The sequence below is a fragment of the Lysinibacillus sp. FSL K6-4013 genome (assembly GCF_038630435.1).
Taxonomy (GTDB): Bacteria; Bacillota; Bacilli; order Bacillales_A; family Planococcaceae; genus Lysinibacillus; species Lysinibacillus boronitolerans.
Genome location: NZ_CP152031.1, coordinates 1870571 through 1883498, shown reverse-complemented (window position 1 = coordinate 1883498; position 12928 = coordinate 1870571). Strand labels below are relative to the sequence as shown.

At 39.0% G+C, this 12928-nt stretch carries 11 protein-coding genes and 1 riboswitch; of the genes, 2 read left to right on the top strand and 9 right to left on the bottom strand.

Annotation, left to right across the window (positions count from 1 at the left end; all coding sequences use genetic code 11):
• Positions 1-4 precede the first annotated feature (4 nt).
• The 8 genes from MHB39_RS09025 to MHB39_RS08990 all read right to left on the bottom strand — a co-directional run bounded on the left by MHB39_RS09025 (position 5) and on the right by MHB39_RS08990 (position 8398).
• Complete coding sequence (locus MHB39_RS09025) at positions 5-1090, bottom strand: hypothetical protein (protein ID WP_342546362.1); 1086 nt, start codon at positions 1088-1090, stop codon at positions 5-7.
• 706 nt (positions 1091-1796) lie between these two features.
• Complete coding sequence (locus MHB39_RS09020) at positions 1797-2507, bottom strand: ankyrin repeat domain-containing protein (protein WP_342546360.1); 711 nt, start codon at positions 2505-2507, stop codon at positions 1797-1799.
• 115 nt (positions 2508-2622) lie between these two features.
• Positions 2623-3309: a response regulator transcription factor gene (locus MHB39_RS09015; RefSeq protein ID WP_036081446.1), complete on the bottom strand. Its 687-nt coding sequence runs from the start codon at positions 3307-3309 to the stop codon at positions 2623-2625.
• On the bottom strand, positions 3287-4765 hold the full coding sequence (locus MHB39_RS09010) for a HAMP domain-containing sensor histidine kinase (protein ID WP_036081450.1): 1479 nt from the start codon (positions 4763-4765) through the stop codon (positions 3287-3289). Before MHB39_RS09010 ends, MHB39_RS09015 begins: the two co-directional genes overlap by 23 nt.
• Before the next feature lie 177 nt (positions 4766-4942).
• On the bottom strand, positions 4943-6304 hold the full coding sequence (locus tag MHB39_RS09005; RefSeq protein ID WP_342546356.1) for a PepSY domain-containing protein: 1362 nt from the start codon (positions 6302-6304) through the stop codon (positions 4943-4945).
• Positions 6305-6481: 177 nt separating this feature from the next.
• A complete protein-coding gene (locus tag MHB39_RS09000; protein WP_312127090.1) occupies positions 6482-7501 on the bottom strand; it encodes a 2,3-butanediol dehydrogenase in 1020 nt (339 codons plus the stop codon).
• Between the two features lie 15 nt (positions 7502-7516).
• On the bottom strand, positions 7517-8110 hold the full coding sequence (locus MHB39_RS08995; protein WP_342546355.1) for a TetR/AcrR family transcriptional regulator: 594 nt from the start codon (positions 8108-8110) through the stop codon (positions 7517-7519).
• Between the two features lie 120 nt (positions 8111-8230).
• On the bottom strand, positions 8231-8398 hold the full coding sequence (locus MHB39_RS08990) for a hypothetical protein (protein ID WP_333004399.1): 168 nt from the start codon (positions 8396-8398) through the stop codon (positions 8231-8233).
• A 214-nt stretch (positions 8399-8612) separates the two neighbouring features.
• Positions 8613-8797: riboswitch (cobalamin riboswitch) on the bottom strand.
• A gap of 820 nt (positions 8798-9617) precedes the next feature.
• Between MHB39_RS08990 and MHB39_RS08985 the strand changes: the two genes are divergently transcribed.
• Both MHB39_RS08985 and MHB39_RS08980 read left to right on the top strand, forming a co-directional pair.
• Positions 9618-9983: a VOC family protein gene (locus MHB39_RS08985; protein ID WP_342546353.1), complete on the top strand. Its 366-nt coding sequence runs from the start codon at positions 9618-9620 to the stop codon at positions 9981-9983.
• Between the two features lie 241 nt (positions 9984-10224).
• Positions 10225-11166 (top strand): NlpC/P60 family protein, encoded by a 942-nt coding sequence (locus tag MHB39_RS08980; RefSeq protein ID WP_342546352.1) that lies wholly within the window; start codon positions 10225-10227, stop codon positions 11164-11166.
• A 347-nt stretch (positions 11167-11513) separates the two neighbouring features.
• Here MHB39_RS08980 and murF read toward each other — a convergent pair whose 3' ends face one another.
• Positions 11514-12902, bottom strand: coding sequence for a UDP-N-acetylmuramoyl-tripeptide--D-alanyl-D-alanine ligase (gene murF / locus MHB39_RS08975; protein WP_342546349.1), 1389 nt, complete (start codon positions 12900-12902; stop codon positions 11514-11516).
• Positions 12903-12928 lie beyond the last annotated feature (26 nt).

Below are 12928 nucleotides of genomic sequence, written 5' to 3'. Positions count from 1 at the left end.
ACGTTTATTTTCCTTGTAGAACTACATTTGTTGCTGTAGCCCAGTTGTTTAATGGGATTACGGTATAGCTGACATTTGCTTTCAACGTACCACCATTCGTTAGATCAAAAATGCCCACAGCACCTTTACGTGATGAATAACGATATTGTGCTTGCAATGTACTCCCATCATTGCCTTTTAACGCTACACTTCGACCAGCAAGTAAATCAGATTGCGGATCGTTTCTTAATTGTAATTCAAAGGATTTTTCATCCATGGCTTTCGCTGATTGCAGAGTGAATGGCGCGATTTCTTTCGCCACAAAGCTCTTTACATCTATTTCCGCCCATTGTGCGTACACACGGTAAGTCACACCTGGTTTTAAAAGTTTGCCAGCAGGGAGTCTAAATTGAGGAGCTTGTCTGCCATCAGCTGCTTGTGTAAATGGTACATAATTAGCAACAAACTCTTCTCCCTCACTTGTTCTCACCGTCACAAAGCGATCACGTAAGGAAGAAATAACATCAAAGCGTTTTCCGCTAGCATCTCGATTATGACCATCTAAGCTAAATGCTAAATCTCCACGACCTGCGCGATAGGCTTCAATAATATTAGCATAATCTACTACGCCATCCTCCTGAAAGGATTCCAATGTGAATGTATCATTTGTGACTTGCTCCACATTGCGTACATATACCTTTTCATCTGTGCCCTCAAAAACTTTATTGCGTTGCTCCTTATAGCTCAATGTATAGATAAAATCATCTTCTTGGAATGTTGTTGGTACAATATATGTACTCTTAGCGTCTGTCATTAAGCGTGGCACATTGACAATCTCTAAATCTCCATTAAACGTAAAATGTTTTTTTATAGCATCTAAATGATTTAGGTCTACATCTGCTGCTGCTAAGGGCTGATTAAATGTGATTTGTAGTGTCATTGTATTTAATGGCTTGATGTTTGTAATTTTAGCTACTTGCTCGTTTTCCGCTACTGCTACTGCTTTATTACTTGCCGCATCTGCATTTAATGGCTCGCCTATGGTTACTAGACCTGCTGATAATACGGATAAAGCCAATGCTGCTGGGACAATGCGTTTTCTTAATTTCATTTGTGGTACTCTCCTTTATGGTGTTATTTGGTTTACAAAATTTATCATAAAGTCCATATCTAAACTGCTAATAAATAAACTATTAAAAAAGAATTAAAAAATAGGAAAAATAATTTAAGAACAAAAAACTGTAGAGAGCCGTCTCTACAGTTTGCATGTTGTTGAAAAAAGATGATGTCAACGCCAAAAAAAAGCAACTTTGCAAGTCGAGGGGTTGATTTCCGTTACACCAGCGTCCTTTCCAGGGGGCGTCCGATGAGCCGCTTCACTCACTTACGTTCGCTCCAGGGTCTCCTCTGTGACGCTGGCTCCACTCCAATCAACCATTCTGCAAAGTGTCTTTACTTTTTTATAGTAACATAGCGATCAAATCGTCCATTAACTGTATTCTTAGAGGGGATAAGTTCTTATTTTCAATGTGGAGAAGTGATGCATGACAACACCTCTTCATAAAGAGTAGTGAACACCTTCACTTTATTTGAAAACCTTTGCTAATAAGTTAGTTGGTTGAAGTGGAAGGCTGCTTGACTCACGTGGGATAGCAAGACAGGCGAAACTCTAAACGGAGCGGTGGCGGAGGAAGCGATTCGGCGCTCGCCCACAGGAAAGCAAGTAGCCTGCAACGGAAATCCATTTCTACCTTTCAATTGACTGTTTTGTTTTTCAACACTAAGAAAACTGTAGAGAGCCGTCTCTACAGTTTGGGTTATTTTGCGCCTGCAGCAAGTAGAATTTGTTCGATCTCTTTAAAGCCTCGCTGTTTTGCATGTTGCAGTGGTGTTACGTTATGTTGATCGGGGATATTTACATCAGCACCCTGTTCAATGAGTCGTTGTATTACGGCTTGCTGTGTTGGATTGCCGTTATTTAAGACAATCGCCTCCATCAGGGCTGTCCAGCCTAAATGATTCACATGATTGACGTCAATATCGGTATTGCTCAATAGCTCCTCGATGACCTCCACATGACCATGCTCTGCTGCTGGTATGAGTGCTGTTCCCCCATATCGATTTAAAATAGTCGGATCAGCACCAGCTTGAATGGTCATCTTTAAAATAGCCAGATAGCCTTCCGCACCTGCATAGAGAAACGGCGTATTTTGCTGATTATCCTGAATATTAACATCTGCTCCTGCCTCTATTAATAATTTTGCTGCCTCTATATCCTGATTATAGGTAGCAATCATCAAAGCTGTTCGATTAGTTGAATCTTGTACATTGATGTCCCCTTTTTGTCTCAAAGCATGTTGAAGCCCATCGATATCTCCCTTTTCAGCCGCCTTTAGCAACTCACTCGCCCATTCTGTTCGCACCACTTCACTCCCACCTTTATCATGCTGTATTGTCTCCGTATCAATTGAGGCACACCCTTGAAGTAAACATGTTATTGCAATGATAACTGCCTGCCTTTTTTTCAATTTTAATACACCGCCTTTCTTTCCTCAGTGTAAGCGGTAATGCTAAATTGCCCATTAACGAATTCTTAAAAAAGTCTAAAAAAACTACCCCGCCACAAGGACGAGGTAGTTTTACTTAAACATTGAAGCGATAGCCTGCACCCCATACTGTTTCCAAAAACTTGGGATGCGCTGGCTCTCGTTCAATTTTTTCACGTAGCTTTCGTATATGAACAGTGACAGTCGAAACGTCTGCAGCTGATTCATAGCCCCAGTTTCGCTCATATAGCTGTTCCTTACTCAATACTTGATTGGGGTGTCTAACAAAAAAGACGAGTAAATCAAATTCCTTCGTTGTAAAGGCAATCTCATCACCATTGACAAACACCTTTCTAGCCGAAGTATCGATTGTAATGCCATGAATGGACATCATATGATTTGTTTGTTGATTGGTCGCCAGACGCTCATATCTCGATAAATGGGCCTTGACCCTTGCCACTAATTCACTCGGACTAAATGGTTTTGTAATATAATCATCCGCCCCTAGTCCAAGACCACGAATTTTATCAATGTCCTCTTTTTTAGCTGAAACAAATAAAATGGGGATATTGTGTACAGCTCGAATCTGTTTACAAATGTCAAAGCCACTTATCCCTGGTAGCATAATATCCAAAATGATTAAATCATAATTGCCGTTAAGTGCCTGCTGTAGCCCATCCTCTCCATGATGTTGGATATCTACTGTAAAGCCATTAATCTCTAAATAATCTCGTTGGAGCTCTGCTATGCTCACTTCGTCTTCAATTAGCAGAATTTTTTTCATGATAATTCACCTTCTCCTCAGCCTTTTTCAATGAAATGAATACGCTCGTCCCCTTTGCTAGTTCACTCTTTGCCCAAATATCGCCGCCCATTTCAACAACGATTTGTTTGGCAATGGCTAACCCTAAGCCACTGCCTCCTGTTTGCGAATTACGTGAAGGCTCCGCACGGTAAAATCGATCAAAAATATAGGGCAATGCGACAGGATCAATGCCTGCACCATTATCTGTTACCTGAATAATCGCATCCTCAGCCCGCTCATGCAATGAAATAATGATTTGCTTATACGGCTTATCCATATATTTTTCGCTGTTGCTTAACAGATTTGTCAGGACACGTCTTAATTTATCTCGGTCCACCATAGCCAAAAGCGGCGAGCCTTCTGCTATATAGTGTAAATGAATGTCTCGTGCAATAAAATCAAAGCTTGCATCCTCTACATAATCATGCATATATTGCTGAAGATTGACGCTTTCCATCTGGAAGGGAATCTTTTTTAAATCCAATTTAGAAAATAAGAATAGCTCATCAATTAATACATCCATATCCTTTGCCTTTGTATAGATAGTAGTTAAATATTTATCCATTTTTTCCTCTGTATTCGCCACACCATCTTTAATGCCCTCCACATAGCCGATAATGGAAGTCATCGGCGTTTTTAAATCATGGGAAATATTGGAGATGAGCTCCTTTCGATTTTCCTCATATTGAAGCTGAAGTTGGATGGATTCTTTTAATTTGACTCGCATTTCCTCGAAGGATCGATTCAGCTGACCAATTTCATCCTTCGAGTGGGTCGCAATCTCAAAATCCAAGTCGCCCGATTTAATACGTTCTGCTCCTTCCTTTAATGCCGAAATCGGTTTAATAATACTTCTTGAGACTAAATAATTTAAAAAGCCAATAATCATCATAAACAGAACGAATAAAATACCTAAAAGAATCGGTAACAGCTCCCTCGTTACCTCTGCATGGGAACTAACCTCTCGCAATACAAAAATACTACCCTCTGTTTGATCTGGAAAATAAAAATCAAATTTGACATACGTATAAAAGGCTTGATTGATCATGATTGTGTCACGAGAATTAATATTGGTCGCTTCAAAACCAGGTAAGCTTTGAAGCAATAATTGTTTATGCTCTTTCTGTGTTGAATAAACAATTTGATGATCTTTTCGTACCACAATCTCTATCGAAGGCGCATTGATTTGTTCAAGCTGTTCGAGATCTAAAAGCTGCTGGGGATTATTTTTAGCTAGTAATTTTAAATCTAGAAATGCATTTTCCTCTACTGTCGTCAAAGGCTTTTGGACATAAGATTTTTTATAAAAATGCTCAATCGCTTTAATATCACCAGTGATGGCAAAGGAAAAAAGAAAAACCGCTGCTAGTAATAGCGTGATGGCAATGATTATGACACCCACATATGATAGCAAAAACCTTGTTTTAATTGACATCTACATTCCCCCAATAAGCTGAAACTACTAGCAATGTACCATACAAATCTTAAAACTTTATAAAATCATGCTGAAAAATCTATAAACATTTTTACCACTTCAGTATAGTATTGCGTTCCAATAAATGAAATAAACAAAAAGATACGGCACAATCCTGCTGTGCCGTATCCCTTTGCTTTATTTCGTTTCTTGTGCTCTTAGCTTCTTCTTTGTTTGCCAACCTAAAATGAGTAATTCAATTAATACTACAGCGATTAATGACGCACCAAATAGTGGCATCATAATCCCTAAAATGACAAGGAATATGATGAATGGCATGGACATTTTATGAGAAATTTGCGGTGGCGCAGACAGCTCCCCTTTTTTTCTACGTAAAATCCAAGTGCGAATGCCCCATACGATTACGGCTAGGAAGGCTAGACAAACCACTAAGTTTAAAAGCTTATTCGGCCAGCCGAATAAATGCCCCTCATGTAATGGTATGCCCCATGTAAAGAATTTAGCTAATGGGCCATAATCGTCATAATTCACTTGATCGATAAACTTGCCACTATACTGATCAAAATACATTGTGGCTTCCGCTGTAGGTTTTACATCTAGCCCTGTTACACCAGAATTACTAGCCTTCGCCACTGTATAGACGCCCTCACCGTTTGACGGATAAATAATTGAATAAGGCTTAGCGATATTCATGGCATTAATTTCTTTTTCAAGTTGAGCAATCGTCATTTGACTATCGTTCGTATAACGGACAGCTCCACCGCCATGATGTTGTGCATGTTCTCCTTCTGATGTAGGTGCCTCTAATTGACGAGTCGCCCATGGTATTTCAGAGACATCAGATGTTGGTGGCTTTTGTTGGAGCAATGGATACCCAAAAGTAGGATTTTCTGAAGCTATATCTGCTAGCATGGAACCTTGAAAAGCAGACCATAATAGCCCTGTTGAGATGAACATCACCATCGGAATCGTAATGATTGTCCCAACAAGTGCATGCAACCTCTTACTTTTTTGTCTCTTATTCTCCGACTTGCCCTTCTTTAAGAGATTTCCTTTGAATGTCATATAAAGCCCTGACAGTAATAAAAAGATCGTCCAACATGCTGCCAGCTCCACTAAATAGTTTACAAAGGTACCACCAATAAAGAGAGAGCTATGGGTATTTCGCATAATATTTGAAAATGTATAATCGGCATCCTGACTACCAACCATTTGATTGTGATCGTCTAAAAATACGTACTTTTGTTTAGTACCATTTGATAAAGTTAAACGTGTATTATAAGGCTCCTCTAACATAATCACTTTTGTAGTAGAGTATCCTGAAAATGCCGCCTCCGCTTTTTCCACGGCCTCATCAATTGTTAAGACCTCTTCCTTATGGCTCTCACCAAAGAAATAATCGTCATATAAGCGATTTTCTACATCTGTAAAAAACAAATAACCAATCCCACTCAATGTGAGAGACAGCAATAAAGGCGTAATAAAAAGTGCTGCGAAAAAATGTAGCCGCCAAAATCTAGAATAAAGCAAATTTTTCATATTTAATCTCCAATCTCTCTATTTATAGCAGATTAATTATATAAATAAAAAGTGAAATATGAATGAAGTCCTAAAGGCAGTTTTATGACAAACAAATGTATTCCAATTGGTATTATATTATTAAGGTAGCCAAAAAAATCATAGCCAAACCTCAAGTTGGGCTATGATTTCATTAAATTACATATTCATATTTACAAGAATTTTGCATTGGCTACGGTCTTTTGTTAAAGCCTCAAAGCCTTTTTCCACGATATCCTCTAAAGCAATTTGGCTTGTGATAACAGCTTGTCCATCAATCACACCACGAGCAAGTAATCGAATCACTTCAGGGAAAATATTCACATAGGCGAACGAGCCACTGATTTTTACCTCTGGAGAAACCACCGCATTGGGGTTAAATTCTACAGGTCTTTCCCATACGCTGACGATTTTAAATTCGCCGCCTGGATGAACAGCACTCACACCGCTAGTAAATGTTGCTTGCACACCTGCTGCATCATACGCAACATCGACCCCACCAGTTGTTTTTTCACGAATAAACGCTACTGCATCCGTATCAATTGGATTAATGACATAGGTCGCACCTAATTCAAGTGCTTTTTGGCGTCGTTCATCCGAAACCTCTACGACAAAAATTTCACTTGCTCCCGCTGCCTTCACAGCCTGCAAGACCAATAATCCAATAGGACCCGCACCAAAAATAGCAGCTGTATCGCCTAGCTTTAATTGACTTTGACGCACTGCATGTACCGCTACTGCTGTAGGTTCAACAAGTGCGCCTAGCTCTAAGCTCATATTCTCAGGAAGAAGGTGAATATTTTCTTCTTGTACGACTGCATATTCAGCAAATCCTCCTGAGATTGTATAGCCATAAGATTGGCCACGTTTACATAAGTTGGAATAGCCACGTCGACAATTATCACATTTACCACATGGGATTGGTGGCTCCACTGCTACACGATCACCTACTTTGGTATGTGTAACGCCTTCTGCAACCTCTACAACGACACCTGCAAATTCATGACCTAATACGGGTTGTGTACGGAATGCATAAGCTCCACCCACATATTCATGTAAATCACTGCCACATATTCCAGCAAAGGCAACTTTTACTTTCACCATGCCTGGCTCTAGTGCTGGCAGTTGTGCCTCCTCTACTCGAATATCTTTTACACCGTAAAATTTTGCTGCTTTCATCCTATTACCTTCTTTTTATGATTTAGTTTGAAGACCATGGAACACGAAGTTGACTGCAAGCTCCGCTATCTGATCGGGTGTTGCTTGTAAGGAAGAACGGTTTAAAAAGGGATTGTTCAAGGAATACATTAACGTCCCCATGATAAAGTTCAATGCAACATCAAGTGACTCGAAATGAATGGTCTGCTGCTCCTGACAAGCAAGTAAAATCGTCCGAAGCTGCTCCCAGGAAGGTAAAAACACATCCTTTAGCATCTCAAGCCTTGGACTATTCATAACAATTTCTTGCTGTAAAATATCAATTAACTCATGCTCATGGATTCGGTAAAGAACAAAGTTACGACAAAAGCTACGAAGCGCACCGATTGAATCTTGAACATCATAATGAGCATTCATAAAGGTGTGGCGTAGCGGTTCAAATAATGCATTAAAAACATTTTCCTTACCACCAAAATGATAGGAAACAAGTGCAAGTGACACATCAGCTTCTTCACAAATTTGTCTCACCGTGGTGCCATCAAAGCCCCTTGATGAAAACAAGGTTTTTGCCGCTTGTAAAATTTGATCCTTTACCTCTTTATTCTTTTCTTTTTGATCGATAGTTCTCACCTCTTTTTGAACAAACGTTCAAAACAATTGTTCAACGAAATTGTACGCCTACTATTATTAATTGTCAAAGCATGCGCTTATTAAAAAATGGCTACTTCGTTTTTCGAAGTAGCCAAACATCTATCCTCTTAATTCTTTCAAAACATTTGCGTACGCTGCTAAAATAGATTGCTCATGTGTAGCATCATGCCCAACATATTGTTCGACAAGCTCCTTTAAGGGTTTAGGCTCTTGCATAATTTCAAATTTGAATAAGCTTTCATAGTACTCAACAACTTGTGGATTCATGTGGACCGCTCCTTTAATTTTTTACATAAAAAAACATCTTTCCCTCATTAGAAAGATGTCTACTATGACAAATACACGACATAATACGGTGATCGCCAAATGGAAAGAAGCCTTCTATTAAACATAGAAGCACCCTTTTTAGCAATCATCGTACTATGAGCATGCAGGAGAAATTCTCTAGTCACACTCAACACCCCCTATCCGCGTAGGTTTTTTGGCTGTACTAGATAAAGGCAGGTCTCCTGGCTTATGTTCATCACACCTTTCACCTTCCCATTACGACTCGTAACAGTGGCCTGTTGAAATGTGCTCCCATTTACAGTTGCGGGACAGCGTCGGATTCACACCGATCTTCCCTTTTAAACAAATCTAATTTGTACCTCTATCCTATTATTCCGTTTTTATTATTATACCATAGTATTAAATCTTAACAGCTTTCTTCACATTTAGAGCGCTATCCCTCTCTTTTAAGGATTTATCCTCTTAATTTGAAGCGCTATTCGCTACTTTCGAAGTTCTATCCACCAGTTTAAGCTCTATCCTTCAATTTGATGATTCTATCCGCCAGTTTTAGAATGCTATCCTTCACTTTTGAAGTTCTATCCGCTAGTTTAAACCCTATCCTTCAATTTGATGATTCTATCCGCCTGTTTTAGAATGCTATCCTTCACTTTTGAAGTTCTATCCGCTAGTTTAAACCCTATCCTTCAATTTGATGATTCTATCCGCCAGTTTTAGAATGCTATCCTTCACTTTTGAAGTTCTATCCGCCAGTTTAAACCCTATCCTTCAATTTGATGATTCTATCCGACTGTTTTAGAATGCTATCCTTCACTTTTGAAGTTCTATCCACCTGTTTAAACTCTATCCTTCAATTTGATGATTCTATCCGCCTGTTTTAGAATGCTATCCTTCACTTTTGAAGTTCTATCCGCCAGTTTAAGCTCTATCCTTCAATTTGATGATTCTATCCGCCAGTTTAAGCTCTATCCTTCAATTTGATGATTCTATCCGCCTGTTTTAGAATGCTATCCCTCACTTTCGAAGTTCTATCCGCTAGTTTAAACTCTATCCTTCAATTTGATGATTCTATCCGCCAGTTTTAGAATGCTATCCTTCACTTTGATGATTCTATCCACCAGTTTAAGCTCTATCCTCCCATCCATTTCAAATATTTAGAAATTACTCTATAATTAAGAAAAAAAGGAGGCGGTATGAGATGATTATGGGTTTACATCATGTGCAAATTACAATTCCAAAAGGCTGTGAGGAGCAGGGGAAGGATTTTTATTGTCATGTTTTAGGACTTCAAGAATTAGAGAAGCCTGACTCTCTCAAAGGTCGCGGGGGATTTTGGCTACAGCTTGGTCAGCAGGAAGTACATGTAGGGACAGAGGATGGCTTCGATCGTTTAACCACAAAGGCGCATATTGCGTATCAAGTAGCGGATATTCAGTATTGGCGGAAGAAGCTCGTAGCACATCAAATCGAGATACTCGATTCGGTGCCTATTCCCCATTACGAGCGCTTTGAATTCCGTGATCCCTTTGGCAATCGCGTAGAAATGATACAGGAAATCGTGTAGGCTGCCTCGTTTTAGGGCAGCTTTTTTCATGGAATTGTTCCATATTACATCTTACTGAAACATTTGTAATAAAACTGTAAATTCCCTTGATAAAGCCTTTTACAGCAAGTGTTGAAGCCCTCCCTTCAACTATCCTGGTAACATTTACCGCCCAGAAGCCCTACTTTTTCATGCTACGATTATTTCCATGGCAAAGGTATACAGGAGAAATCCTACTAGATGCTTTAGGAGGTTACACAACATGAATAAACGATTTTTATCTACAACACTTGCATTAACAATTGGATTTAGTTCATTTGGAATGGTGCAAACAGCGATCCAGCCAATACAAGTAGAGGCTGCAACAACAAATGCTCAGAACAACGCACAGGCGGTAGCTGCAAAAGCAGACCAATTAATTCAGACTGGTAAAAGCTTAATGGGGCAAGCAACATACAGCAATTCGGTTTACAAGCCTACATACCCATACAAATTTTCTTGTGCTTCATTTTTAATGTACATCTTCGAGAAAAATGGGGTAGACCTTGGTACGTATAACGAAAATTATATGATTCAGCAAGGGACTTATGTAGCAAGAAACCAATTACAAAAAGGCGATTTAGTGTTCTTTAAAAGTAAAAAAACAGGGACTGATCCCGATCATGTCGGTATGTATATTGGCGACAATAAAATCATCCATATGGCTGATTCCAAACAAAATATAGTTATCTCTGATCTAAATAGTAAGCCGTACTATACGGAAAACTATGTATCTGCACGTAGAGTATTACCTACTCTGCTATCTGCCAATCCTGCTACAAAAGGCGATAAAATTGTAGAGAATGCGCTGACTTATAAAAATAAAGTATCGATTAGCTCGACAACAAATGAGTCAAGTCTACGCTTTACCGCTCCAGCATTTGTCGATTTCATCTACCGTAAAAGTGGCGTTAAACTCGGATCAACTTCTTTAAGCGGTTTAATGAGCAAAGGATCAACTGTAGCGCGTGCTAATTTGAAAAAGGGTGATTTAGTCTTCTTTAATAGTGTGAAAGGTTCAAAAAAACCTTCTCTTGTAGGGATTTATGCAGGCGATCACCGTATCATCATCCCTAATTCCGATGGTGTCATGACAAGAGTATTATTTGTTGATTATTATGCTCAACACTATATTACTGCGAAGCGTGTTATCTCTACTAAATAACTCTACGCCCTGTTAAGTGCACTGACTTTTACAAGTACAGGTTTTACTTACTATGTCTTTAAGAAACATGGTATTGAGTTGAAGAATAAATTAGCAAACACAAGCTTTAGTTGGTAAACGTATTCAAAAATCTCAGTTTCAAAAAGTAGATTTATTATTCATCTCTATTAATAGAAATCACACAAACGAGGATCTATTATAGGGAGTAATCAATCTATTAATATGACAACGAACTGTTGTGAAACAAAGTTTAAGCATAACATGGGCACAAAAGTTTGTAACAGCTCGGCGTGTTTTAAAATAAGTAAGAATTGGGTGTCTCATTCATGTTGAGACACCCTTTTTCTCTATAAAGAGTTTTTCAGTTTATTGGCAAATTCGATCATGGATCTACTAGACATCGGTCCCTTAATTAAAACAATCGTGTCTGCATCAAGCTTTGGCTTCAATACTTCTAAAACGCCCGCTACCTCTTTAAACGTATGAACCTCTGCACTGGTTCCATCTTTTTGAGCTTGATCCGCAATCTTCTCTGCCCTTTTGCCGATGGTAATTAATGTATCGATCTTTCTTAGTGCTACCATGGAGCCAATTTCGCGATGATATTTTTCTTCAAAATTACCTAATCGCTTTATATCCCCTAAAACAAGAATGACCTTTTTGTCTTTCCCTACCGTATCTAACACTTTTAAGGCTGCCTCTACAGATGTCGGGTTATTTGTCCAAGTATCATCAATAATCGTGCTGTCCCCAAGACCTGTTGTAAATTCTAAATGTCTTGCCATCTGTTTAAACGTTCTTAGCCCTGCGATCGCCTGACGAATAGTCAGCCCCATTTCGTGACTAGCTGCAATTGCGGCTAAGGCATTATAAACCTGGTGCTCGCCATAGCCAGGGACAAACACATTGTACGTTTTATCAACTACCTCTAAAACAAACTTCATGCCCGTATTGGCAAACTCCACTTTCGAAGCCTTGTAATCAGCTGTATCCTGTAAACCAAACTTGATAATCTTCCCTTTAAATCTTTTCAAGGAGATTTTTTTGGTATTGGCATCATCAGCATTGATGATTAATGTGCCATCTTCTTTAATACCTTCCACAATTTCTGACTTGGCCTTAATATAACCTTCCAGATTGAGACAGCCATCTAGATGATGCACACCAATATTTGTAATAATCCCGATAGTCGGTTGATAGATCATACATTGATGTTTAATATTCCCCGTATTCCCTAAGCCTAATTCAAAGATAGCAGCTTGTGTTTTATCATCAATGCCCGTCAAATAAGGTAGTGATTGCCTTGGCTCGTTTTTACTGCTGACAGATGCTTGCACTTGCCAATGCTTACTAGCAATATGTTTTAACATCTCTTTTGTCGTTGTTTTCCCACAAGTTCCTGTTAAAGCCACAACGGGAATTTGAAAGAGTCCACGATAATACTCGATAAATGTCCAGTAGGCCTGTGCAACACTTTTTACTTGTAAAACGGTTGTATTCGCTAGTGCATTTTTTAACTCTGTAGACGGTTTATCGGATATGATGAGAGACGGACCTTTCCGATCAATCTCTTGCCAATTGATTTGATCGTTTCGACTAACAAACATAAGTGAATGACTTTTTGTTAAATCATGCCGATTATAGTAGATTGCCTGCTTAACAGACCATTGATCTGATCCGTGAATGAGCTTTCCCTGTAGGACATTCCTAAGTTTTTGCACACTAATAGATTGCAAGTGTACTACGCCTCCTCTCTTTATCA